At 64.4% G+C, this 22,642-nt stretch carries 23 protein-coding genes; 8 read left to right on the top strand and 15 right to left on the bottom strand.

Annotated features, from left to right (window positions below; translation table 11 throughout):
* Positions 1 to 32: 32 nt before the first annotated feature.
* A complete protein-coding gene (locus AC4D2R_RS08085) occupies positions 33 to 1,259 on the top strand; it encodes an ROK family protein (protein WP_490939135.1) in 1,227 nt (408 codons plus the stop codon).
* Here the strand turns inward: AC4D2R_RS08085 and AC4D2R_RS08080 are convergent.
* The 6 genes from AC4D2R_RS08080 to AC4D2R_RS08055 form a co-directional block, all read right to left on the bottom strand.
* The gene (locus AC4D2R_RS08080; protein WP_490939133.1) at positions 1,198 to 2,328 is read right to left on the bottom strand and encodes an SDR family oxidoreductase; all 1,131 of its coding nucleotides are present in this window, start codon (positions 2,326 to 2,328) and stop codon (positions 1,198 to 1,200) included. The two genes, AC4D2R_RS08085 and AC4D2R_RS08080, sit on opposite strands and share 62 nt — an antisense overlap.
* Positions 2,329 to 2,458: 130 nt before the next feature.
* A complete protein-coding gene (locus tag AC4D2R_RS08075) occupies positions 2,459 to 2,716 on the bottom strand; it encodes a DUF8691 family protein (RefSeq protein ID WP_490939131.1) in 258 nt (85 codons plus the stop codon).
* Positions 2,713 to 3,435: a DUF2306 domain-containing protein gene (locus AC4D2R_RS08070; protein WP_490939129.1), complete on the bottom strand. Its 723-nt coding sequence runs from the start codon at positions 3,433 to 3,435 to the stop codon at positions 2,713 to 2,715. Before AC4D2R_RS08070 ends, AC4D2R_RS08075 begins: the two co-directional genes overlap by 4 nt.
* A gap of 22 nt (positions 3,436 to 3,457) precedes the next feature.
* Complete coding sequence (locus AC4D2R_RS08065; protein ID WP_490939126.1) at positions 3,458 to 4,135, bottom strand: hypothetical protein; 678 nt, start codon at positions 4,133 to 4,135, stop codon at positions 3,458 to 3,460.
* 128 nt (positions 4,136 to 4,263) lie between these two features.
* Entirely contained in the window at positions 4,264 to 7,005 is a 2,742-nt protein-coding gene (locus AC4D2R_RS08060; protein ID WP_490939124.1) for a winged helix-turn-helix domain-containing protein, read from the bottom strand.
* Between the two features lie 1,070 nt (positions 7,006 to 8,075).
* Positions 8,076 to 9,491: a hypothetical protein gene (locus tag AC4D2R_RS08055; protein ID WP_490939122.1), complete on the bottom strand. Its 1,416-nt coding sequence runs from the start codon at positions 9,489 to 9,491 to the stop codon at positions 8,076 to 8,078.
* A 29-nt stretch (positions 9,492 to 9,520) separates the two neighbouring features.
* Here AC4D2R_RS08055 and AC4D2R_RS08050 point away from each other — a divergent pair, with 29 nt between their 5' ends.
* The 3 genes from AC4D2R_RS08050 (at position 9,521) to AC4D2R_RS08040 (ending at position 11,433) form a co-directional block, all read left to right on the top strand.
* Entirely contained in the window at positions 9,521 to 9,763 is a 243-nt protein-coding gene (locus AC4D2R_RS08050) for a hypothetical protein (protein WP_490939120.1), read from the top strand.
* A gap of 903 nt (positions 9,764 to 10,666) precedes the next feature.
* Positions 10,667 to 11,122, top strand: a complete 456-nt coding sequence (locus AC4D2R_RS08045; RefSeq protein WP_490939118.1) for a hypothetical protein — start codon at positions 10,667 to 10,669, stop codon at positions 11,120 to 11,122.
* On the top strand, positions 11,119 to 11,433 hold the full coding sequence (locus tag AC4D2R_RS08040) for a winged helix-turn-helix domain-containing protein (protein WP_490939116.1): 315 nt from the start codon (positions 11,119 to 11,121) through the stop codon (positions 11,431 to 11,433). Before AC4D2R_RS08045 ends, AC4D2R_RS08040 begins: the two co-directional genes overlap by 4 nt.
* A gap of 124 nt (positions 11,434 to 11,557) precedes the next feature.
* On the opposite strand, the gene AC4D2R_RS08035 is transcribed toward AC4D2R_RS08040, so the two are convergent.
* The 3 genes from AC4D2R_RS08035 to AC4D2R_RS08025 all read right to left on the bottom strand — a co-directional run bounded on the left by AC4D2R_RS08035 (position 11,558) and on the right by AC4D2R_RS08025 (position 13,412).
* Positions 11,558 to 12,049 (bottom strand): hypothetical protein, encoded by a 492-nt coding sequence (locus AC4D2R_RS08035; RefSeq protein ID WP_490939114.1) that lies wholly within the window; start codon positions 12,047 to 12,049, stop codon positions 11,558 to 11,560.
* Positions 12,046 to 12,495 (bottom strand): cupredoxin domain-containing protein, encoded by a 450-nt coding sequence (locus AC4D2R_RS08030; protein ID WP_490939112.1) that lies wholly within the window; start codon positions 12,493 to 12,495, stop codon positions 12,046 to 12,048. The genes AC4D2R_RS08035 and AC4D2R_RS08030 overlap by 4 nt, the downstream gene beginning before the upstream one ends.
* Positions 12,496 to 12,764: 269 nt before the next feature.
* The gene (locus AC4D2R_RS08025; protein WP_490939111.1) at positions 12,765 to 13,412 is read right to left on the bottom strand and encodes a cupredoxin domain-containing protein; all 648 of its coding nucleotides are present in this window, start codon (positions 13,410 to 13,412) and stop codon (positions 12,765 to 12,767) included.
* 483 nt (positions 13,413 to 13,895) lie between these two features.
* Here AC4D2R_RS08025 and AC4D2R_RS08020 point away from each other — a divergent pair, with 483 nt between their 5' ends.
* The 3 genes from AC4D2R_RS08020 (at position 13,896) to AC4D2R_RS08010 (ending at position 17,463) form a co-directional block, all read left to right on the top strand.
* Positions 13,896 to 14,543: a polysaccharide deacetylase family protein gene (locus tag AC4D2R_RS08020; protein WP_490939109.1), complete on the top strand. Its 648-nt coding sequence runs from the start codon at positions 13,896 to 13,898 to the stop codon at positions 14,541 to 14,543.
* An 863-nt stretch (positions 14,544 to 15,406) separates the two neighbouring features.
* A complete protein-coding gene (locus tag AC4D2R_RS08015; protein ID WP_490939107.1) occupies positions 15,407 to 16,177 on the top strand; it encodes a hypothetical protein in 771 nt (256 codons plus the stop codon).
* A 794-nt stretch (positions 16,178 to 16,971) separates the two neighbouring features.
* Positions 16,972 to 17,463, top strand: coding sequence for a class F sortase (locus AC4D2R_RS08010; protein ID WP_490939105.1), 492 nt, complete (start codon positions 16,972 to 16,974; stop codon positions 17,461 to 17,463).
* On the opposite strand, the gene AC4D2R_RS08005 is transcribed toward AC4D2R_RS08010, so the two are convergent.
* The 5 genes from AC4D2R_RS08005 to AC4D2R_RS07985 all read right to left on the bottom strand — a co-directional run bounded on the left by AC4D2R_RS08005 (position 17,456) and on the right by AC4D2R_RS07985 (position 20,251).
* On the bottom strand, positions 17,456 to 17,653 hold the full coding sequence (locus AC4D2R_RS08005; protein WP_490939103.1) for a Mu transposase domain-containing protein: 198 nt from the start codon (positions 17,651 to 17,653) through the stop codon (positions 17,456 to 17,458). The two genes, AC4D2R_RS08010 and AC4D2R_RS08005, sit on opposite strands and share 8 nt — an antisense overlap.
* Before the next feature lie 26 nt (positions 17,654 to 17,679).
* On the bottom strand, positions 17,680 to 17,865 hold the full coding sequence (locus tag AC4D2R_RS08000) for a hypothetical protein (RefSeq protein ID WP_490939101.1): 186 nt from the start codon (positions 17,863 to 17,865) through the stop codon (positions 17,680 to 17,682).
* A 386-nt stretch (positions 17,866 to 18,251) separates the two neighbouring features.
* Entirely contained in the window at positions 18,252 to 18,455 is a 204-nt protein-coding gene (locus AC4D2R_RS07995; protein WP_490939099.1) for a hypothetical protein, read from the bottom strand.
* A gap of 441 nt (positions 18,456 to 18,896) precedes the next feature.
* Complete coding sequence (locus AC4D2R_RS07990) at positions 18,897 to 19,829, bottom strand: glycosyltransferase family 2 protein (protein ID WP_490939097.1); 933 nt, start codon at positions 19,827 to 19,829, stop codon at positions 18,897 to 18,899.
* A gap of 209 nt (positions 19,830 to 20,038) precedes the next feature.
* Positions 20,039 to 20,251, bottom strand: coding sequence for a hypothetical protein (locus AC4D2R_RS07985; RefSeq protein WP_490939095.1), 213 nt, complete (start codon positions 20,249 to 20,251; stop codon positions 20,039 to 20,041).
* Between the two features lie 839 nt (positions 20,252 to 21,090).
* Here AC4D2R_RS07985 and AC4D2R_RS07980 point away from each other — a divergent pair.
* Positions 21,091 to 21,477 (top strand): VOC family protein, encoded by a 387-nt coding sequence (locus AC4D2R_RS07980; RefSeq protein ID WP_490939093.1) that lies wholly within the window; start codon positions 21,091 to 21,093, stop codon positions 21,475 to 21,477.
* 52 nt (positions 21,478 to 21,529) lie between these two features.
* Here AC4D2R_RS07980 and AC4D2R_RS07975 read toward each other — a convergent pair whose 3' ends face one another.
* Positions 21,530 to 22,339 carry a GAF domain-containing protein gene (locus AC4D2R_RS07975; RefSeq protein WP_490939091.1) on the bottom strand — a complete coding sequence of 270 codons (810 nt, stop codon included), beginning with the start codon at positions 22,337 to 22,339 and terminating at the stop codon, positions 21,530 to 21,532.
* Positions 22,340 to 22,642 lie beyond the last annotated feature (303 nt).

Below are 22,642 nucleotides of genomic sequence, written 5' to 3'. Positions count from 1 at the left end.
AGGCAGGCCAACGACGAAGGGGCAGAGAAGCCATGAATCCGCAATCCATACAAGTTGCCCCCGAGGGACCGGCGGGCGGCACCTTGGAGATACTGCGGCTTCTGCGCTCGGGTCTCGTGCTGACAAAATCCGAGGTTGCGGCCCGGACCGGGCTGTCCCGCTCCACGATCAACCAGCGGTTGGACGCGCTGCTTGAATCGCGGCTCGTCGTGCCGTCGGGGGCGGAATCGACCAAGGGACGCCCTGCAAAGTCCTACGCCTTCAACCGCACCGGCGGGCACCTCCTTGTCGCTGACATTGGCGCCACCGGAATGCGGGTGGGTCTGTGCGACCTCTCAGGAACCATCCTCAGAGAAGTTGAACTCACCGTCCCGGTCACCGAAGGACCGGACGCCGTCCTTGGCTTGGTGGGTAAGGAATTCTCGTGTCTGCTCGCCGCGGCGGATGCGCCTGCCGCGTCGGTGGTGGGCATCGGCGTAAGCGTTCCCGGGCCCGTTGATACCGCCACCGGGCAGGTGGTGCACCCGCCGATCATGACCGGATGGGACCAGTACGACATTCCAGGATGGTTCAGTGGTACCTATGACTGCCCGGTCATCGTGGACAAGGACGCCAATGCCATGGCTTTCGGGGAGCAGCAGGTCTCCTTCCCGGACGCCCGGCACCTCCTCATGGTCAAGATCGGCACCGGTGTCGGGTCGGGCCTCATCTCCGATGGCCGGCTGCACCGGGGCGCCGACGGCGCTGCGGGCGACATAGGCCACAACTATGTGCCGAAGCCCGCCAACGTGCAGGACGAACCGGAATGCCGGTGCGGCAACATCGGGTGTCTCGAGGCCTACGCGGGCGGATGGGCCCTCCTGCGCGACCTGCAGGCTCTGGGCATCGAGGCTGAATCGGTCGACGACACCGTCCGTCTGCTGCGCGGCGGCAACCGGGAAGCGGTCCGGCTGGCCCGCAACGCCAGCCAACTCCTGGGCGAAGCGATTGCGGTGACCGTGAACCTTTTCAACCCGCAGGTTGTCGTCATCGGCGGGCAACTCGCAGCAGCCGAGGACTACCTTTTCGCAGGTATCAAAGGCGCCGTCTACCGTCGGTCCCTGCCCCTGGCCACGCGCAAGATACAGATCGTCGGTGCCACCCAGGGAAAGCAGGCCGGCATCATTGGACTTGCCCTGCTCGTCGCCCAGTCCGTCTTCAGCGGGTTGCCGCTTCCCGAACTTCGCCCTGTGGGCGCCGGGCGAAAAGTGGCCGTCTAGGTAGGAGTTCCCTCCTGCGGTGGGCCCGGTTCCGGCCGCCGGACCTGCCGGCAATCAGATAGTCGCTCCATCGCTTCAAGGCCTGGGTGACCTCCGGATGCGCGAGTCCGTGCTGCTCCGCCAACCCGTTGGCCGGTCCGGTGGGATATCTGTCCGAGGCGAGGAAGCTTAGCGTCTCGGGGTCTGCGCCGGTGATGGCACGCGGCAGCCGCTTCACGATCCCGACGGGAATGCGCAGCCGCGGCACCCGCACGTGATGGTGCCGGCCGATCAGCCGCAGCAGCTCAGGGAGCACCGGGGTGCTGTCATCGAGAATCCAGTAGGACTTTCCGCAGGTCTCCTCCTGCACCGGCAACAGCGTCAGGAACCGGGCAAGGTAGTCAACGATGACCACGGGCACGAACGTTTTCGAGTTGCCCGGCACGGCGGGCAGCCTGCCGGTGACCAGGTCGCGGACAGTGGTCGCCAGGCCCAGGACCTGGTCCGACTCACCGGTGACCGAGTGTCCGATAACCGAAGCCGGGTTGGCGATAGTCAGCGCCACTCCGAGATCCTCCGCGGCTGCCTGTACGACCGCGTCGCTTTCGACCTTTGACGCTTCGTAGGCGCCCAGGCGCTTGTACTCGTTCCTGAGCTTCTGCTCCGACCACGGGACCGAGCCGGGTTCCTGTCCGCCGACCCGGTAGCCGGACAGGTGAATGAGGCGAACATCGCCCGGAATGTCGGCCGCGAACTCGACCACGCGCCGTGACGTGTCGACGTTTGCGGCACGGGCCTCACCCGCGGTCATTCCGAAAGCGTAAGCGCCGGCAACGTTATAGATTTCACCGACATGGGTAAAGGTGTCGCCGTCCAGCCCGATTCCTTCCGACGCCAGGCCAGCCTCCACCGCGCCCAGCAATTCAACATTCACACCACGGGCGGCCTGCCAGTGGCGCAGGGTCCTAAACCGGGTGGTGTTTCGGACGGCGGCGGTGGTCGGAATGCCCTGGTCGAGCAGCTCCTTGACGAGCCACCGCCCGATGAAGCCGGTGGCACCGAAGACCAGGGCGCGACGATTGGTGTTCAAGACTTTTCCTTATCTGGTGGGGTACTGCCGTTCAGGGGTGTTGGGGAGCAGGCTGCTTCTGGAAAGGGTGCCCAGGAGGCAGGCGCCTCCTTGCCGGTGGAGCGACGCAGGCGCGGAGGCCCGCGCCGTTTCAGTGGTCTCCGGCCGGCCCGGAAGGACTGTCGATGATCCGTAGGGAAACCAGGACCATGCCGGTATCGCGGATCCTGGCCAGGAGGCTGTGCAGGGCGCACTGGTCGCTCACCGGCCCGTGAAGGGTCGTCGTCCCGTCGCCCGCGCGGGTGAGCTGAAGGTTCCCGAACCATTCAGCCCAGTGATCATCAAGGTGTCCCCCGACCCGGAGCTCGTAGTGCTGCAGGTCGTGTGTGTTGGGCGTGGACGCCGTCACGGCACCGGCCCTCCGGGTGCGGCGGGGCTTATCCGCTGCCGGGTCTGCCTGCGGATCACCGTTTCCGCAACGGCGAGATTAACCACCCAGCCGGCGCCGTTCAGCAGCGCCGTGCCCGGTTCGCTTATTCCGAATACTGCCTCCCCGAATCCGAGGGTGAACACCTGGGTGCCGGCTCCCAGTCCGAGGGCGTAGGCCCGGATCATCCACTCGCGGTGGCCGGGAATGTCCCGGCGCCGGATGGCGGAGAAACCAAGAACGAAGCTTGCCGCCATTCCCGTACCGGCCAGCAGGCGGAAAACATACAGCAGGTTACCCGAACCGGCCGGAAAGGAAACGAAGTGGTTCAGCCACAGCCCCGACAGCGCCGTGAACAACCCTGCTGCCACCAGGACCCGCCCGGCGGAACGGTGCCAGGAGGGCCTGCGCCGGCGCAAGCCCGGGGAGAACTGCACAGCGCCAAGGATGACGTAGACGGTGGCGCCGAGAATGTGGATGACCGCCGGGCCAGGTATGGCCTCGGTTCCGCCGTTCAGGGACGGATCTGCGGCGCCCAGGGACAGCGCGATGCGCCGGAGGATGTTGGCAAGGAGGGGAATGACGCCCAGGGTGATGAGCCCGGCGGGCAGAAGCCAGGCAGGCGGTGTTGTCCGCCCCCGCTTGGTTCCGCCCTCCGGGGTGGTCATCACGGCCCCGGGGATCACCATGTTGTCGCTCATGAGGATCTCCGTCTCACGATGGTCAGACCGCGGCCCGGGCGTTGGCGGGACGGGGCGCCGGCGCGGGTGTCCGCGGGTGGTGATCGTCCCATAGCGAATACCCCAGCCAGGCCAGGGCGATGCCGACGGGAAGGGCGGCGAAGCGTCCGGCGGCGTGGGGTAGCAGGGGAAGCATGACGGTGGAAACCGATCCCGCGGCGAGCAGGATGCCCGCCCAGCGCGGCAGGATCCGGGCGCGGAAGATGGCGGTGCCGAACGTCAACCCGCCGAGGAGATAGACGGCGAAGGCGAACAGGCTGATCCCTTCGACCGGGCCCAGGCTGCCGTCGGCCGGGGCGCTTCCGAAGATTTCAAGGATGTCCGCCGCCACCTGTGGAGCCTGCTCGGCAAGCGGCGGCAGGATGAATGCCTCCACATAGGAGTGCGCTGTGGCGGCCAGGTAGAACAGGGCGAGCAGGACGAAGCCGACCACACCCAGAACCTTCATCTGTTTGACCTGCCGCAGGTAGATTCCCGTGATTCCGGCTAGGCCGAGGACGGCCATCGCCACGGTGAGGTAGTGCACGACCGCCCAGGTGCCGCCGGTGACGTTGGCGACCTCCTCGGCGGGGTGGATGAACTGGATGGATGCGTACAGCACTCCGGACGCCGCGGCGCACACGCCTGCCGCTCTGGTCAGTCCTGGGGTGGTGATGGTCATTTCTTCGCGCTCCTTGGTGGAATGGGTCCGCGGCGGGCGCCGGGGACCGTTCCACGCTACGGATGCGTGTGATGACCGGGCATCACCACATGTGGTGACTGGTGTGGTGATTCCCCGGAACTGATGGGTCAGATGAGTCCCTGCTCGCGTGCACGGCGGACGGCGTCCGCTCGGCTGTTTACCTGGAGCTTTTCGAAGATGTGCCGGGTGTGCGTCCTGAGAGTGTTCAGCGAAACAAACAGGTGCCGGGCCACCTCCGGGCCGTTGAGGGTCGAACCCAGCAGCCGGAGCACTTGAAGTTCCCGCGCGCTCAACTGCACGGAGTCGGTCTCTGCGCGGCGCGGAGCGGCGGCCGGTCCGCCCTTCGTGTCGGAGGCGCGGAGCAGCCGGTTGACGAAACGGGGGGCGATCCGCTCCGTGGCGGCTTTCTGCAGCAGAGCCGCCATGGGCGCGCCTTCATCGAGGAATAGCCGGATCTGGTCTTCGGGTTCGGCGCGGACCAGGGCGCGCTGCAGAGATTCAAGCGCTTCAGTTGGGCGCCCCAGCGCCTGGTAGGCCACCGCCTGCAGCATGAGAATTTCGTTGACGCTGCCGCCGCGCCCGGAGGTGTCGGCGGCCTCGAGCATCCGGTCGAGCAGATCGACCGCACCGCCCATGCTGCCGTGCGCAGGGTCTGAGTGGTGTTGGGCGATGAGCAGGCGCACGAATGTGAGGTGCTCGAATTCCCGCAGGTAGTCGAGCTCATCCGCGGGGCTCAGCCGGCGCTCGTGCGCCCAGTCGGAGGCCTCCTGCAGCGCTCCCTGCCCGATCCGGATCCGCGCCCTGATGGCCGCGATGGGCCGCACCTCGGGAAAGAACCCGCGCCGGTAACGGCGCTCGGCCTCCTCCAGGAATTCAATGGCTCCGTCCGGGTCTCCGGAGAGGTGCCGGACGCGTGCCATTGCGGTGAACCGGCGGTACCGGTTTTCCGGCAGGGAGGCTGTCTCACCGAGCGCGGCACTGATCTGCAGGTGTTTTATGGCAGTATCCAGTGCTCCGGACTCACAAAGCAGTCCGCTCAGTGCCACATGGAGATCTGCCACCGGGGGGCCGGTGTGGTCGCCTCTGGAGTCTGCGTCGAGGAGGGCTCGTTCGAGTAGGCGCCGCGCCTTGGACGGTCTGCCCCTGGCGACCCACATGTCGGCCAGCACGATGGTGGTGGCTAGCTCGTCGGCCACATTCCCGGCCGCACGCAGGCTGGGCACCGCTTCGGAAAAGGCGGGCAGGGCGGTGTCCAGGTCTCCGCGCGCCCACGCGGCCAGTCCGAGGAATCCTGCTGCCGCGGCCCGCGGCAGATGGTCACCGGGCCCGCTGAGTTCCAATGCGCGACCGGCGTGGGCGGCTGTCCTTTTCACATCGCCCAGCGCCTGCGCCAATGACGCCCGGTAGATGGCGATGGTCATGGGCAGGATGCGGAGCTCCTCGCCCGGGGTGTCCGGCTTACCAGTGAGGTCCTGTGATGACTCAGCCGTGTCGGAAGCCGCGGCCAGACCCCGTTCGGCGTCCTGCAGCCGGTCCTCGACGGCCTCCAGATCGCCGGAGGTGAGCATCATCCATGCGTAATGCACACTGAGCACCGGGTTGCCGCGCACGACCGGGTCGGGAAGGGCCCTCAACCAGCCGCGCAGTGTGGCATCGTGCCGGCTGCGCCGGATGGCAGGCAGCACCGTCTCCAGCAGGGCCGCGGCCCGATCGAAGTCCCCGGCCGCCAGGGCATGTTTCAGCGCGTCCTCGGGCAGGCCGTTGTGTTCGTACCACCCGCTGGCCCGGCGGTGCAGCGCGTGCTGAAGTTCCGCCCCGCCGTGCGCACCACGGGCCCGGAGCACGTCGGCGAAGAGATGGTGATAGCGGTACCACTGCCGCCGGTCATCCAGGGGGACGACGAACAGATTGTCCCGCTCCAGGCGCTCCAGTATTTCACTGCCGTCGGTCTGCCCCGTCACCGCGTCGCACAGTGGACCTGAGAGCCGGTCGAGGATGGCAGTGCGCATCAGGAAGCTGCGCACCGGTTCGGGCTGGCGCTGCAGCACCTCCTCCACCAGGTAATCCAGGACGAAGCGGTTGCTGCCGGCGAAGTCGGTGATGAACCCGGGGACGTCATGGTGCCCGCGGATCGAGAGCGCCGCGAGCTGCAGGCCAGCGATCCAGCCTTCCGTGCGGGCTTCGAGGGCGGAGATCTGCCCGGGCGAGAGGCTTAATCCCATGCACTGGGTCAGGAAGGCTCCGGCTTCCTCGCCTAAGAAGCGAAGGTCCGCGGCCCGCAGTTCGGTCAATTGGTCCCGCGCCCTGAGCCGTGACAATGGAAGCGGCGGATCAGAGCGGCCCGCGAGGGTCAGGCGCAGCTGTGGTGGGGAATGCTCAAGCAGGAAGGCGACGGCGTCGTGGACGGGCTGCGCCTCGATCACATGATAGTCATCGAGTACGAGAACGATGCGGCCGCTGGCCTGCGCCACGTCGTTGATGAGCGCCGTCAGAACCGTTTCAGCGGCGGGAGCCTGGGCGCCGTCGAGAAGCCTCATCACCCCCACGCCGATACCTGTCCCGGCGCCATGCAGCGCTGCCGCGGTATGTGCCAGGAAGCGGGACGGGTCGTTATCGCCCTCGTCCAGAGACAGCCAGGCAATTTTCAAGGCAGGATCGGAGATCCGTGCGCGGTCCACCCACTGGCTGAGCACCGTGGTCTTGCCGAAGCCGGCGGGAGCGCAGACGAGCGTGAGCTTCCGGTCGGCGGGCTGATCAGCAAGCAACGGCTCGACCAGCCTTGTACGGGGGACAGCGTGTTGTCGCGGCGCCGGGATGTGGAGCTTTGTGGCAAGCAGGCGCGTGGACATCTGGCAACTATACGAGGGGCCGGCGGCCGCCGGGAAAATCGGGTGACCAGGTGGAATACCCGGAGATTGACGGTGAGGCGGGGCGCCTGGTTTCGATCCCGGTTCCCCTTTCATGGAGGAGGAATGCGGCCAATCGGGATCAGGCTTTCCACCGAGGCGCTCCTCGGTGAAGGAACGCAGCGGTTAAGGCGTCATCGGTGCACTGCAGTGGGCTCATGTCACGCCCAGACACTAATTGAGCAGCAGCTCAGGCAGTGGAAGAAGGAGTCCGATGCAGGTTGGGCGGTCTGCGATTAAAAGGGAATTGTCGTTGGCCGGGCCATGGTGAGCAGAATCACCCTCGTCGAAGGTTACGGGGAGATCCGTTGGGGACCGTTCCGCGCGCGCGGACGAGGAGTTGCACCCCGAGCGTTCGCTGTGATGTGCGACTGGGCAGTCAACACCGTGGGGCTCACCGCCTTGAACCCAGCCACTCGCTGCAGAACAGCACCTCGAGCCTGATCACCGAAAAGACGGGCCTCGCCTTCGGGGGAATCAATCGCGGTGCCTCCAGGCACCACGACGGGTGGCACGATATGCACCTTCATGCCGCAGTAAGCACGAACGAAATGGGTGCCCGGCGTTAGGGATCGGGAAACATGACCCGCACGCTTGTGGCCCTAAAGGTGCGGGTAACGCGGTGAACCGCTGGAACCGTCCAATGAGCCTGTATGACATCGCGTCTCTGGCGCAGCGCCAGAAGGATCGAACCTGACCTCGCCCGCTGTGGGTGTGGAGATCAGGGAAGAGTCCTGCCGGCGAGCCCCACCGCCTGGACCGGCGGCGGGGCTCCTGAACGGGAATGAGCGGCGAACCAGGATGACGTCGACGCAGCGCACAACGACTGGCTTGACCACGAGGACTGGAGCGGAAAGAACCGTTCGTGGCACCAACGTCCGCTGCAGCAGCTGAGGCGCATGACCGTGCCTGCTCAGTGACGCATCCACCTTGGTGCCACGGTGTGCACACGCATGGGCATCGCGTCCACACTCGAATTCGGTCGTTGGGGCCCTTGAGCGAGTGGACCGGATTCAGTCAGCAAACTCCAGCGAAATCGTCCGGGCCTCGAGCTCCAGGGACACCGTGGCGGGCCCCGTACTGTCCTGATTCCGCAAGGCACCGCTCAGGGAGAACGACAGATCAAGATTCATCCGGTCCGGATCTGTCGGCACCGCGAACAGCAGCTCGACAGGACCTTCACCTCCGGTGGACTTAGCTTCGATTTGTTGCCCACCAACGCCCACGCTGGCACCGGCAACGCGGAGTTTCACGTCGTCGTAGTAGCTGCTGTTGAAAACCTCGTCGTAGTCATGAAAGTACAGGTCTGAAGAGACCCTGAATGCCAATGGAAGCTTGACCCACACCTTGCCGTCTCCAGCCCATCCGTGTTCCTTGTCCCAGACAGTTCGGATTGCGCTAAAACTGTCAAAGGAGACCCTCGCGGTGACGCCGTTCTCTGTCGAACTTCCGTAAACAATCTCCTGGCCGTCGGCAGCTGCCATCGCCGTATCACCGCTGTACAGGGCATCGATGCGGTCGCCGATGCTGCCGTCGGTCATGTTCACGGTTTGGGTTTTACCGTCAAAGGTGATGGCGAGCCTTACGTTTCCTCCTTTTCCGGGGACAGCGATGGAAGCGGACAGCTCCGGTCCGGTCTCGGCGGCGCTTGCAATGGGGAATTCCTTCTCATCCACCAGGAATGCCAGCTCCGTCCCCGCGCCGGTCACAGCCTCTTCCTCGTCTTGGGACCCCCCGGACAGTTGCGCCGCGGACTCCTCGTGGGTCGCGGCCGGGTCAATCGTGAACGCGGCCGAGGCGATCACATGCCCCTCCGGTGCCTTCACCCGGTCCTCTGCGCCTCCGGCGCGCTGACCAATCACGGCCTGCGAAACAGTGATCACGGCACTGGGGGTACGGACCTCAACTGGCTCAAAGCTTCCCTTGACCGGGTAGGTGCCTGTGAATATGTTCAACGACCCCAGCGCCTCGGTGTCGGGCTCGTCCAGTTCGACGTTCTCCGGCGCGGTGGCTTTATCGGTGCGAAACAATTCGGTGTTTGGAGACGGCGTGGCCCCGCCAGTGAACTGCCCCGTGTACGCCAAGATCGGCTTTCCGTCCGGCGCGTTCGCGACCGCCAGGGAAATCGAGTCCCAAGTGATCGTTTCGCTGGCCATGTAGCGGATCGGCCCACAGAGCGCGTTTTCGGCCAGAGTCTCTTCGGCTGCCTGCAGGTAGCACCGTGAATCTTCATGAATCGCCGAACCTATAAGATTGTTCGCGCGGTAATTGGCCCAGGCTGCATCAAGATCGTCCACGGTTTGGCTTAAGTCTGAGACCTCCACCGCACCAAAAATTGCCTTCTCCTCGGTACCACATCCGGCCAAAAGCCCCACGGCAATAATTCCGATGCCTGTTTTCGCGACTGCTCGTACTAACTGTTTCCTCATGCCTATCCTTGCGTTGTAGGTGCGCGCAGATGGACATGCAGCAGGCAGCCATGAGCCGCCTGTCCCCCCAACCTGCGTGTGCCGCCCCGGTCGATAATCTCATCTCCACGGGCAACCGGATTGATATTATCTGTTTGTCGGGCATTCTTTATCCATCGGCAACAGTAGAGAGGCGCAGCCGTGTCTACCATAAGCACAGCCTTAATCGCGGCCATGAATGGCTCCAGCCGCTTGGGCTGATCCTGCCTGTGGTGACTTTGGCAGAGCCCTAAATAAGACTGCATAACAAGCAAATGCAGTTAGGCATTGGAGCAAACACTCCTCGCAATGCATTGAGTACCTGAACCTGCCCCGTCCGGTTTGACATTATGGTGTTTTCGGTCCCGCTAGACTGGCGTGGCCGATCGAGCTTATACATCCAGTTGAAGACTGGGTACGACACCGACAAAGGGCCGTCCTGAATTTCACGCGACCGTTTCAGCAAGAGTTGGCGAACGGCCTATTTCCACGGACGCACCCTGCACCGGGTCACCGGAACCGCCGGGGCGAATCTCGGCGCCAATTTTTGCGACGTGGAAACCGGCCAGAAGTATTGGTTGTCCGGCCCGAAGCGCGACCGCGCGGACGGCCGCTACGGCAGACGCAACCGGCGATCGACGAGGACGCCCGCGGGGACTACGAACCCTTCCTCTCCGGAACGGCGCTGCCCGGGCAGGAGGGCGGCTAGAAACCCGCCGCATCCCAGGACCGGCACTCATACCAGCCGAGCGGCATCCGGTGGGCAAGAAGCGCCGGTAAGGGTGCGGGCATCGGCATATCACTCGGGCGTGATGGAGCCAGTCACGGCCAGTCCCAGCTTCCTGATCCAGGGAAGGTCGGGGGCGTTGGCTGCACGCAACAGGACTAGACAGCACCACTCCCCCGGCATTGCTGGTCCCTCTATGTCTTGGAACTCTGTGTCCCAAGCAGGGGTGCTCATTCGTGACTGCGAATTAGACTGCAGGACAGTTCTGGTGCTGCGCATCCTGAACCTCGGAGGCCACCTCATCCCTCCCCCGGTTTCAAACCGACACACTTGAGAACGACTCATAGAAAGTACTTTCCATTTGGAAACAATTTCCCTAAAGTGGCAGGCACAGGAAGAAACCCATGCTTGAACTATCAAGGAGACTCCGATGATCAACGACCGTGCCGGCGATAAACCCGGAAACATCCATGAACAGCTGCAGGCCGCCGAGAGGGGCGGCGGCGTGGGCTCGCGCATCTCCAACTCGGCCAGCGCGTTCGGGACACGCTACGCCGTCCTGATGGGAGCGGTCATTGCCCTGTACCTTCTCGTCGTCGTGTACATCTATCCCCAGAACGTTCCCTGGCTGAGCACCGCGGCCACCGTGGCCTTCGTGGTCAGCATCGTGGGAGCGTGTCGCTGGTACGCGCGGCGGAGGCTCGCCTCCAGCCCCGGCTGGGGCAGCCGGTATTCGAGGGCCTTCGGGCTTACCGCAGCGCTCTTCGCCGTGGGAATTGCGACGCTTGACAGCGTTGACAACCGCACTTGGTGGCTGTGGGTTCCCTACGCGGCGCTGGTGGTGCTTCCCCTCGCAGCCTCCGCGCTCGTCCGGGTTCCCCGGTGAGCTCCGGCGACGCCCCCGTCCACCCACGGCTGCAGCTCGACGAGTACCTGAGCCTGCCCGTGCGGCTGAGCGTTATCGCCGCACTCGCCAAGGTGGAGGAGGCCGAATTCGGTGTTGTCCGGGACGCCATCGAAGTCAGCGACCCGGTTCTGAGCAAACAGGTCGGCGTGCTGGAAAGCGCGGGGTACGTCAAGGTGGTCAAGGGCTATGTGGGCAAGAGGCCGCGGACCTGGCTCAGCCTTACCGACCACGGGCGTGCTGCACTTGACCGGCATCTGAAGGCTCTGCACACCCTGATCCAGGGCCTCTGACGGTCCGCCCTGCCAAACCTGCGCCGGAATGCAGCGCCTGCCCGAAGGCCCCTGCCGGGGGGCCGGGACGAAAACGGTCCGGAACGCGGTAAGCGGCGGGGAGAACAAATCTCCGACCAATCAGTTACGTGTTGTGCGGGGGCCGGCGTAGGAGGAAGAAGCCGATAAGGGCGAGGATTCCGGCGGCGGCTTCTGCCACCGCGGTGAGGGTTTTCTTCGCATACCAGACGGGCTCATACATGGACGGAATGGGGCCGATGGCTGGGACCTGGACGTACCGGTAGAGGATCACCGCTGCCAGCGCAGTCAGCGCCACTACCGCGGCCAGCAGGTATGCGGCCCGGTCTCCTCGAATCAGGACATACAGTGCCGCCAGGACAGCGGCCACCGCCTGGATCCGAAACAGGTTGCCCCCGCCGATTCCATCCGGGGCGGCCTGCTGAAACCCGGGTGCCAGCTGGAAGTGGATGACAGCGCTGATGATCAGGCCCACCACAACCAGAACGCGCAGGACTATCATCAGCGGCCGCTGGCGCGCCTCTTTCGCACCTGCGGCCTGCCCCTGTCCGGCGGGAACTGTCCTCCCGTTGCCGGCGGGACTGTGCCCCGGGCTCATGAGATGACCAGGGTGGCGGACATTTCGGGGTGATAGGTGCAGATGACCGCGTAGTCCCCGGCCTCCTCGGGTGCGGTGAAGGTCACTGTCTCACCGGCCGGAACAACAACGTCGAATCCGCCCTCGTCCTTCGCGGTAACCGTGTGCGGGGCGTCGTCTTCATTGGCCACCGTCACCTCCGCACCCGGGGCAATGGATTCAGGCATTTCGTACTCAAAATCCTTGATGGTGATCATGGCTTCCTCCGCAGGTGCTGCTTCGGCAGAAGCCGAACCCGACGACGAGGTTCCGGCTCCAGTTGTCGCCGTCATGGATTCCGGTGCCGCGGATTCACCCGGCGTAGCGACCGTCTCGGTGCTGGTGGGGCCGGTCTGGGAACCGCAGGCCGTGGTGACCGTAAGGATCCCCGCGAGTACCAAAGCCGATATTCCGTAACGTACCTTCATGGTCGTACCTCCAAAAATTTCGAGCCAGTGAACTATGAGCTGTAACCCGCCGGCAAACCACGCCCTGTCCAGGAACTGTGATTGTTCAGGAACTGTGAACGGGCGGGATTTTTGCCGGGGGTGCGTGGTGGGCGCCCATACCAAGTGCTGGTGTTCTCCGCCCCGGGGTTACCGGTTCTGGTGTTCCAGGTCCGGAATGGAACTGTGAGGTCCGCAGATCTGCAGTGCGAGGTTGCGGCCCTGCGGTCTTCACGGGAAGAAGCGGCTGATCAGTTGGTGCTGCGGCGGCGGACGACATAGGTTCCGCCGGCTGCGGCCAGGAGAACCAGTCCCCCACCCAAGGCAAAAATGGTTGGTCCGTCGTTGATGCTGCCGTTCACTACTCCGGTGTCGGCACCTCCCTGAGGGACAGAACCCATCTGATCCATCCCACTGTGTCCTGCAGTGCCGGGTCCTGCACTGCCGGGTCCTGCAGTCCCGGGAGCCGGGGCTGGTACTGCCGGCGTCGCTGGTGCGGCCGGGGCTGGTGCCATGGCTTCAGCTCCGACGGTCAGGGAGCCCTTCATATTGCCATGGAATTTGCAGAAGAACCCGTAGGTCCCGGCGGCACTGGGCGCGGTGAAAGTTGCACTGGCACCGCCGGGAATAGTGACATCGAAGGAACCGTCATCGGCGGTGACCGTGTGGGCCTCGGTGTCATTGTTCGTCACCATGATCTCACCGCCCGGATTGACGATACCCGGTCCCGAATACGCGAAGTTATCGATGCTGATGGACATCTGCCCGGCGGTCATGGCCGGCACCGACTGGGAGACCGGGCCGGGGCCAGCTACAGCTGCCCCGGCGGATCCGAGGCCGGCTCCTCCAATCAGGACCGCGGTGAAAGCGGCGCCGAGAACTTTTTTGCTGGTGATCATGATCAGACCCTCCGGCGGGGCGGATAGAGGCCCGTGCCGGCGGCCTGCCCATCAGGCGCGCCTGCCAAAAACCCTGCCATATGGGATTCGTCACACACGGCAATCCGGATGGCTAAACCTTCCCAACAGTTCCGGTGGCAGAGAATCAGCGGGCCGCTCCGGACGCGGTGGGGCGTCCATGGTGAATCCCGGGTGCGGAGAAGTCACGGGGAAGAAATGGGCGATTTCAAGCTGAACAGTCCGGGCCGTGGCGGGTTCCTCCTTGATGCGGTGGCGCTGGCCATGACCGGACGCGCCCCCTTGCCCGTCACCAAGGGAGGGGCAGGAACCAGCCCCACGACTGCGGGTCCTGCCGGTCCAGCACCGAATCCCCCCCCTCCGATCCCCTGGGACGGATTTCCACCCAAGCCCCGGAACCGGTGGCACCGTCCCGTGCGGAGGTAATCGACCGGCCCTCCGCACGCAGCTCGTCCTATTGGGGATTTGGAACCCCGGCAGGTCCTGACAAGACCTCCTGTCGGTTGGGCCGGTACCGCACTGACCCGTGATTTCTGCGGTGGGCCCGGCGGCAATGACACCGATCCGCACCTGGCCGCGGCGCTGCGCCGGATGCTGGTTCCGGCGACCCTGTTCCTCAATGGCCGCTGGGTCCGCGCCAACCCGGCTTGGCCCGGACTTCGCGGCGGCCCCATTGTTCGAGATCGCCCACCACGGCAGGAATCACTACCCGCTGAGCGTCAACGGCGTTCGGGGGCCTACGGGATCTCCGGAACCGAAGGCGCCGGCAGCGTGCATGACGAAATCATGGCCAACGACGAACTGCTGTCGGAACTGACCGGTCAGCGCCCCCGCTTCTTCCGGCCCAGAACCGCCTACCTGGCCGACGCCGCAGCACACATCTGCCTGAATCTGGGCCTGGTTCCGGCTAGCTTCAGCGTCAACGGCAACGACGGCGCCATCTACGCCGCAGCAGCAGTCGCAGCCGAAACCACCGCCTCAATGCCAAAGAACATCATCATCGCCCATGGCACCAGCCCGGACCTGACAGAGATCCTTACCTCACTGACCGCCCAAGGCAGGACCTTCACCACCCTCAACGCCGCCACCCCGGCCACAGCAGCGCACCACTGAACCCGGATCACGACCCAACGACCGCAACCCCAAGTCGCTGAATCCCATATCCACGGATGAACGGTCAGGATTCAGGGATCACAGTGCCACGGTGGACTCGACGGGCGACCCATGCCGGAGGTGCTGAACGCTGGAGCCGGGATGCGGAAAGCGCCGAGGAAGAAGCACCGGCTACACCCCGGGCTTCTTCCCCGGCGCTTTCCCCGGATAACAACTCGCCGGCCAACCAACCGGTCCCCCGCACAGGAGGTGGGCTAAACAGTGCCCCGGGTTCCTGGGAATCGGCTGACAGACTCCGCACTCCGGGTCCCGGCCCGGGTCCGGGTACGGGCCCGGTGGAGCAGGTCATCGATTTCCTCAAGATCCCGAACCGCCGCGGACAGCCGCGCTTGGGCTGCACCGGGACCATCTTCTTCGGCTCTGCCGGGCGCCGAAAGGGCTTCGGCCTGCTCACAGGCCGGGCCCGCTGCCAGGAGTCGGTGCACCAACGGCGGGCGCTGGTCCTCAAGATCCTCCAGGTTTCAATCTCCGTCGGACCCCGACCCTGCATCGGGCCGCTTCCCGGCGAAAACACATCAACCAGGCTCACACCACGCGTTTTCACAGGAATATGCTCCGGCACCTCACAGGCCCCCGCACCAACCGTCACAGGCATCACAGAGCTTGACCGCAACGATAAGTTTCGTCACATCAGCCCCCCTCCCAGACAGGTTCCCGCCTGCCGGAGTAGGCACTCAGAGAAGAAAATAAGGTTGCTGATCTTTTTTTACCACCAACCCATCCAAACAGCAGAGCGTAACGAACAACGCGATAGGCACACAACGTTTGTGTGCCTTCACCGCACAGTGAAGGAAACGATCTCCATGAACAAGACCATGCGGCTTCTGGCAGTACCCACCCTCGCCCTCGGCGCCCTGGCTCTCTCGGGCGGCTCCGCGATGGCTGCACACGATGGAACCTACTCATCCACACTGGGACAGCTCAACGGCTCGACCGGCTCGGGAACGATCACCCTCGACATCACCGGCGACCAGGCCACTGTCAACCTGCAGGTGTCAGGTCTCGCCGAGACCTTCATGGACGGACCCTACCCCCACGTCCAGCACATCCACGGCGGCGCCCAGGGCGTTTGCCCCACTCCGGCAGATGACACCAATGGTGACGGCGTCGTCAACACCACCGAAGGCGCGCCCTCCTACGGAGGAATCCTCACCACGCTGACCACCTCCGGCGCCACGACTCCTGCGGAGGGTCTGAACACCGCCCTCGGCGGCCAGGGTGGAAGCTACACCATCCAGCGCACCATCACGGTTGACGAAGCCACCCAAAAGGCCCTCGCTGCCGGCACCGCCGTCGTCGTTGTCCACGGCCTGGACCCAGCCACCCTGAGCGCCGAGGCCCAGGCGGCCAAGAGCGACCTGACCGAGGACCTTCCGCTGGCGGCCACCTCACCAGCCCTGTGTGGAACCCTCGTCGAGTCGCAGATGGGCGACATGCCTGCCGGTGGCGCCGACACTGGCGCCACCCAGGAAACCGGCACCAACATGGGCGCCCTGGCCCTCGGCGGCGGCCTGGTCCTGGCAGCAGCAGCCGGCGGAACGTTCATCGTCCGCCGCAGCAACTCCAAAGCATAACCATACCAACGAGGTACCAGCAACACGGACTGATCGGATCTAACTCCTCCAACGATTAGCCCACCGATGCGACCGCCGCAGACACCACCTGGTATCTGCGGCGGTCGCTTTTTCAACGACCCGCCACGAGCAACCCCCTATTTTTCAAGTGCTCCGACGACGGGAACCGGCCCAGAATTTCTGCCCCGGCCAGACAGCGCGGTGCAGCGGTAGCTACCGCATCAGCGTGGGGATAGATTTACGACCGTTCAAGCTCGGAGAGCGTTGGTCTGCACGATGACCGGATTAAGCCATCGCCTCTGAATTGACGCCTCTGGCCTTGCTGCCGCGTATCAGGCTCATGCAATTTGTTCATAGCCGGAGGATTCACGAATCACTTTGACCGTCAGCCTCAAGGCACGCGTGAATCATCGCTGGGTTCCTCATACAGCTTCGCAGCGAGAATGTGACCCAGCAATCGTGCTGGCCAGTGAGTTCACGAGGAACCCATCCGTCAGGACGGATGTTCCGAAGAATAGTCAAGCACGCCGGTTGGGGCCCGCAGCAGCAACGCCAGGGAACAGCCCTCCAAGCTCCCGCGAACTGATTGGACAAAGCCCATCATGCTTAGCTCACCCAGCGGACGTCGCGGAGGCTGCTTTGCCTCAGCAGCAGTTGCGGCCCTCATCCTCGCAGGCTGCGCGACAGAGGCCCCGGCCCAAAGTCAAGGAACGGCGCCGCCGCCAACGGTTTCCTCCTCACCCGCGGCGCCAGCTCCCACCCAGACCACTGCCCAGCCCGCACCTGAAAATCCGGTGGCGCCGGCCTCGGCTCCGGCCCAGTTGCCGGTCCTTCCGGCGTCAGCCCCGGTTTCATTTAGTGTTCCCTCCATCGGCGCCGGATCAGAGCTGCTGAACCTCGGACTGCGCGGCAATGGCTCACTTGAGGTTCCCCCGGACGGACCTGGCGCTCCTGCGAGCTGGTACAACGACTCTCCCACTCCCGGCGAACGCGGACCAGCTGTCCTCCTCGGCCACGTCAACGCAACCGACGGCGGACCAGGGGTCTTCGCCGACCTGCGCAGTCTAAAGGCAGGGGACACTATAGAAGTCACCCGGAAAGACGGAACCACGGCAACCTTCGTCTTCGACCGCGGCGAGCAATACCCCAAAAACAAGTTCCCAACCCAAACGGTCTACGGCAACACCGAGGGATCCGAACTGCGCCTGATCACCTGCGACGGCTACGACCCGACCACCGGAGAATTCGACGACAACTACGTCGTCTACGCAAAACTCGTCACCTAAAACCGGGGATCCGATAGCCATTTCTGCTTCCGCGATCACGGAAACGGCTAACCGATGGCGGGGCTGCACGGGTGCTGCCGGGATGTCTGGCGATTTCGGTACGACCGTCGAAAACGACCACTTCGGATGCACGAAGAAAAACCCGCACCGGGCGCCCGATCACCCGGACCGGAACGGAGTAGGACGCCATCCGTACCCGGATGAGGCTTGACCGGCTCACCATGGTGTCACTGTCAGGCCCGGTTCGAACCGTTCTGCGGTAATCGGCGCGATCAGCTGCCGCTGAAGGGCGAAGTCCTGGGCGACAGTAAGAAGACGACTATCGATACGGCGGTCCTCGTCGTCCATGTCCCACTGCCTGATCTGCTTATTGATCTCGGCAAGGGAATCAACGACGGGCATCGGGGACAGGAGGGTGCGGCGGAACCGGCCAACTTCCCTCTCGACGCCAGGAGTCCCACGTTGCTCACGGTGGCCGTCATCGCATCGTTCACCGGATCGATCGATTTCCTTGCAGCGGTTGCGGGTTCCATGGTGGTTGTCCAGATCGCGGACACCGTGATTGGATACAGATCCGTGACCGGATCAGGAGGATCGGTCCCGCCGCGATCAATCTCGGAATGCCCATCTGGCTGCTGCTTGAATAGTTCTCCGCGATCGGGACGTGCAGATCATCAGCGCCGAAATCGCCCGCCAGTCACGCGAGCACGACTTGATTGATGAACTGCAGGTCTTCATAACCCCGGTCTTACTGGGCGGGCACTCCGCCTCACCACGCCAACCTCACCCTAGCTGTTCTTGGTCCGCACGGGGCTGTCCTCAATCTCCTCCAGAACAGGCGAGTCCTCGTCCGCGTCCCTTGCTGGGTCCTCGTCTGGCGTCGACGACCTATCGTCGCCGTGATCGGCCAGCTCTCTGTGACCCGTCAAGGACGCGGAGAACTCTCCATCAGCTGATTCATCATGGGCTGGGCGTTCGACAGATTCGCTCACGGTCCATCCTTCTCGCGTGGTGCTTGCTTGGGTGCAGCGGCCTGCCTTCAGGGTAGCCCGAATTGGCAAACGACATTGCCGTTGACACCTATCCGGACCGCGGTACATCCCCGTAGAGGGCCATCGTTCGCACCTTGCCCTACTGTCACGTCGTGCCCGCTTCCCCAGGTGGCGTCTGACCGGGCGGCATCCTCCGCATCATCACCAAGGGCTTGTGTGACCAGCCCAGCACCATGCGATACCGGCTCCAAACAATATGGGAGCTGTTCGCAGTATACGAGCCCCTTGACCGAAGACGGAAACCAGTCCGGGACCTTCGTGGAGCCTACTGAAATGTGGTATTCAACCTCTGATACCCGCGAGATTTCGTAGGCGGCAAGTATTGACCAGGTCCGGCAGCTCCCTCCGGCGAACCCGCATCAGGAACTTCTCGATCTCGTTTCAGTCCCGCCCGGTGTTCCTGCCCGGGTGTCGGTTGAAGGGCTGGTCCGGCACGTGGATGGGGGTCGGACCGCTGACGCCGCCCGCTGCCTGGCGGGGAATGTTGTCTCCGGCACTGGTCGCGTACAGAGTCCGAAGCAGCTTCAACGGCAGGTAAATGAACCGGAAAATCAGGGCCGGAATCTTCAGAGCCCGTCTGTTCACCTGGTGGGCCCGGTAGGTACGTTCAAAGCGGTCAACATAGTACCGGTAGGATCCGGGAGAGTCCTCCAGACGGCGGGCGGAAACCCCGGCCACCATGGTTGGCAGGTATGCGATTCTCAGATCGTTGTCACTCAGGTGCAGGGACAGGTCAATATCTTCATGCATCTCATCGGATTCATCCCGGCATGTCTGGGATCGAATTTGTTCCCATGCAGATCTGCGGAGCGCCATATTGGATCCAAACAGGAATGGATACCGGCCTGACCCCACTTTCATCACCACTCTTCGGGCGGCGTCATCTGCCTTCAGCCCGAACCGGTGCAACGGCATATCGTAATAGATCACGGGACCGGTAACGGCGGCGGTCTCAGGATTCATGAAGGCCTGTTGGACCTGCTCCACCCAGTCCGGTTCCAAAAGGGAATCCGCATCGATTCGACCCAGCACCTCACCCACGGCCCCGCTGAAACCGAGGTCCCGTGTAGGAATTATTCCCTGCTCGGCGTTCTGCTCGAGCAGGAGGATCCCGCTGTCGGGGTGTTCCTGCTGCATCCGGCCCACCACCGCGCCGGTGCCGTCGGTGGAACCGTTATCCACCACGATGATCTGCTGCGCCGCAACCGTCTGATGAATTGCCGCCAGCAGGCAACGCCTGATCACGGCTTCTTCATCGAATACCGGTATCACCAACGACACGCTTGGCAGCCCAGCCTGGTCATGAACGGACATCCCGCCCACGGTAGCAGTCCTTCCGGCTCTCACCGCAGCCTGAAACGCACCATGCCCACTCACATGGACCGTGAAACCTCCCAAGCTGCACCAATTGAGAAGCTGCCCGGAGGCGCGTGGACCATGCCCTGCCCGCGCGGTGCCATCCGGCCTCACCGGCCGGGCGTTCATCTTCTAGCAGCGTCACCTGGTTGGTTCGTCTTTTCCTGTCATGGCGTCTGGACGGCGGCGGGGAAGCTGGCCCAACTGTCATCGAGTTTCCCCAGCCCTCCAGTTTCCAGGTCACGGGTGACCGCGTCGAGGTCGATACCGAGGTCCTTAATGTCACGGACGACTTCCCGGGCCCGCCCGTACCGTTCGGGAATGGAATCTGCACCGACATCGCCGTGCTCGGCGAAGGCTTCCAGAGAATTTCGGGGCATCGTGTTCACGGTGCCGGGTCGATGGAGGGTGAACCATGACCCGCACCAGGATTGAACCTGAAGATGACTTCCCCGAGGATCTGGGCGATATGCCCACCGACGAGGTGAGAGTGCTCGACAGCAAGGTACACCGGCAGTTGGACGCCGAGTACGCCGACGACGGGACCCCGATCCGGAAACCGCGGGCCGTTACGACGAGCTCCGCGTTGAGCTCGACGGCCGGGACGAGGAATTGGGCGGCGCCTCGCCGAAGCCCTCGCCGCGGCGAACACAGACCGTCAAGTGCCGCAAGAAACTCTGCCCCAGCAGGGCTCGGGGTTCTCCCTTCACGCGGCCTGGCCTTGGGCGTGGAATCACTGCGCCGTCAATCGGTGATCCGGTCCTGCGCGGTCGGCCAGCGCACCACCGATCACTGTGTGCTGCATGCGGATACCTCCATGGAGGAAGCGTTGCCGTGCAGGGAAATCTCCAGTGATTGCCCCGGTGCAGTGCTCGAACAGGACGCGCGTACGCGGACAAGGGGCAGCCGACGCGGGCGGGTCATGCGGGGGAAGTGCTCAAAGGGGCATCCGTGGTCCGGCGGACCCCACGGTTGGCTGAGGGGCTTTTCCCTGTCCCGTAGGATCGCTCACTGCGCTGCCATTTCCGAGGCACGAGCAATCTGCACTCAGTTGCAGCTGCTGGGACCGCGCTAACCCGGGGGGAGGTATCGACCCTCTTTGTGTGGCTCCTGCATGGGCAGCGTGTTGAACCGGTGAGGGTTCGCGCCTACGCTGAGCCCCATGACCGCCGGGCCGGGCTGGGGGCGCCTCCTATAAACCGGACGGGATGGGAGATTCATGGAACGGGTGACGGAATTTGGTGGAGTGTTTGTGACCGCCGCGGACCCTGCCGGGCTGGCGCAGTGGTACAGCGACATGCTCGGGGTGGATCCTCCACCGCAGTCCTACGAGATGAATCCCTGGTGGCAGGATCCCGGGCCCACGGTCTTCGCCGTGATGCCCCCTGACTCGGAGCACGTGGGCGGCGTGGGCCACTTGTGGGCGTTGAATTTCCGCGTGGCCGACCTTGATGTGATGGCTGCCCAGCTGCGTCGTGCCGGCGTGTGGGTCGAGGTTGACCCGCAGCTGTATCCGAACGGCCGGTTTGCCTCGCTGCGCGACCCGGAGTGCAACCTCGTTCAGCTGTGGCAGCCCGGCGGCGTGCGGGCCCCGGACGGCGGCTGACCGCCGGGGCGCCGCCGCAAGACAGACGCCGCGATGCGCGGCCGTCGGCGGCTCAGGAAATGATTTCGTGCTGGGCGGCTTGGGCCAGGGCCTTGAGCATCTGCCGGTCTTCCACGGTGAAGGTGCGGGGGTTCTGGTCGATGACGCACAGCGTGCCGACGGTCCAGCCGCCGGCCCCGATGAGGGGGTGGCCGGCGTAGAAGCGGATGTGGGGCTCGCCCACAACGAGGGGATTGGCCTTGAACCGTGCATCTTCGAGCGTGTCGTTGATGATCAGCGGGCCTGCGCTGCGAATGGTTTCGTTGCAGAAGGAGATTTCCCGGGCAATGTTCTGGCCCACCGGGCCGGTGACCGATTTGAGGAACTGCCGGTGCCCCGCGATCAGGGCCACGATGGCGGAGCTGACCCCGAAGTGTTCCCGCGCCTGCCGGGTGATCGCATCGAAGCGTTCCTCCGCCGGAGTGTCCAGCAGTCCGGTCCGCTCAACGGCGCGCGCCCGTTGGGTTTCGGCCTCCGCGGCGGTGAGGAATGATGCGCCCGCGGCGCCGAGGTCCTGTAGAGCCTGCGGCGGATCCACCTCCGTAAATCCGTCGGCGACCTTTCTCCGGGGCACCTCAGGGTGGTCGGTGGTGTAGGGGACGCGGAGCTCCGAGGCAATGTCCTCAAGCAGTTCGTTCAGGGCGAGTGCCAGGATGTCACGCTGCAGCGCCGGCAGGACCTGCAGCCCCAGCAGGTAGGACTCGATCTCCAGCTGTGACAAGGACCCGCCGAGGGCGAAGTACTCGACCCACAGCTCCGCAGGTTCCATCCCGACGCGGGAGGCTGCGGCAACAGTGCGTTCCTGCTGTGTCTGTTCATCCACGAAGAAACCTCAACCGGGTTCGCGGGACAGGATATCTTCGGAGAAGCGGAGAAATCGTATCCCTGGGCGGCAATCAATCAGCATGCTTACGAACAAGGCTAGCGGAGGCTCGGCCGGTGCGGGAAACCGAAACAGGCTGCCGAAACGGCCAGGATCCGCGACGGGCATCGTTCCTGAACGTGATCCTGGGCTGTCCCCGGTTGCCCGTGGACTGCGGCTAAAGGAAGCAGGTCGGTTCCCGGACGGATTCAGCAGCTGACTCCGGCGTGTGTTCATCCGGAAGTGGTGGCACGATTGGGAAAT

The sequence above is a fragment of the Arthrobacter sp. TJ-217 genome (assembly GCF_058269255.1).
This window is presented reverse-complemented; position numbering and strand designations above follow the sequence as displayed.

Bases quoted from the DNA above. Each gene is read 5' to 3' on its own strand.
- AC4D2R_RS08085 (WP_490939135.1), top strand. From the start codon at position 33: ATGAATCCGCAATCCATACAAGTTGCCCCCGAGGGACCGGCGGGCGGC.
- AC4D2R_RS08070 (WP_490939129.1), bottom strand. From the start codon at position 3,435: ATGAGCGACAACATGGTGATCCCCGGGGCCGTGATGACCACCCCGGAG.
- AC4D2R_RS08065 (WP_490939126.1), bottom strand. From the start codon at position 4,135: ATGACCATCACCACCCCAGGACTGACCAGAGCGGCAGGCGTGTGCGCC.
- AC4D2R_RS08060 (WP_490939124.1), bottom strand. From the start codon at position 7,005: ATGTCCACGCGCCTGCTTGCCACAAAGCTCCACATCCCGGCGCCGCGA.
- AC4D2R_RS08055 (WP_490939122.1), bottom strand. From the start codon at position 9,491: ATGAGGAAACAGTTAGTACGAGCAGTCGCGAAAACAGGCATCGGAATT.
- AC4D2R_RS08050 (WP_490939120.1), top strand. From the start codon at position 9,521: ATGGACATGCAGCAGGCAGCCATGAGCCGCCTGTCCCCCCAACCTGCG.
- AC4D2R_RS08045 (WP_490939118.1), top strand. From the start codon at position 10,667: ATGATCAACGACCGTGCCGGCGATAAACCCGGAAACATCCATGAACAG.
- AC4D2R_RS08035 (WP_490939114.1), bottom strand. From the start codon at position 12,049: ATGAGCCCGGGGCACAGTCCCGCCGGCAACGGGAGGACAGTTCCCGCC.
- AC4D2R_RS08030 (WP_490939112.1), bottom strand. From the start codon at position 12,495: ATGAAGGTACGTTACGGAATATCGGCTTTGGTACTCGCGGGGATCCTT.
- AC4D2R_RS08025 (WP_490939111.1), bottom strand. From the start codon at position 13,412: ATGATCACCAGCAAAAAAGTTCTCGGCGCCGCTTTCACCGCGGTCCTG.
- AC4D2R_RS08015 (WP_490939107.1), top strand. From the start codon at position 15,407: ATGAACAAGACCATGCGGCTTCTGGCAGTACCCACCCTCGCCCTCGGC.
- AC4D2R_RS08005 (WP_490939103.1), bottom strand. From the start codon at position 17,653: ATGGCGTCCTACTCCGTTCCGGTCCGGGTGATCGGGCGCCCGGTGCGG.
- AC4D2R_RS08000 (WP_490939101.1), bottom strand. From the start codon at position 17,865: ATGCCCGTCGTTGATTCCCTTGCCGAGATCAATAAGCAGATCAGGCAG.
- AC4D2R_RS07990 (WP_490939097.1), bottom strand. From the start codon at position 19,829: ATGTCCGTTCATGACCAGGCTGGGCTGCCAAGCGTGTCGTTGGTGATA.
- AC4D2R_RS07985 (WP_490939095.1), bottom strand. From the start codon at position 20,251: ATGCCCCGAAATTCTCTGGAAGCCTTCGCCGAGCACGGCGATGTCGGT.
- AC4D2R_RS07980 (WP_490939093.1), top strand. From the start codon at position 21,091: ATGGAACGGGTGACGGAATTTGGTGGAGTGTTTGTGACCGCCGCGGAC.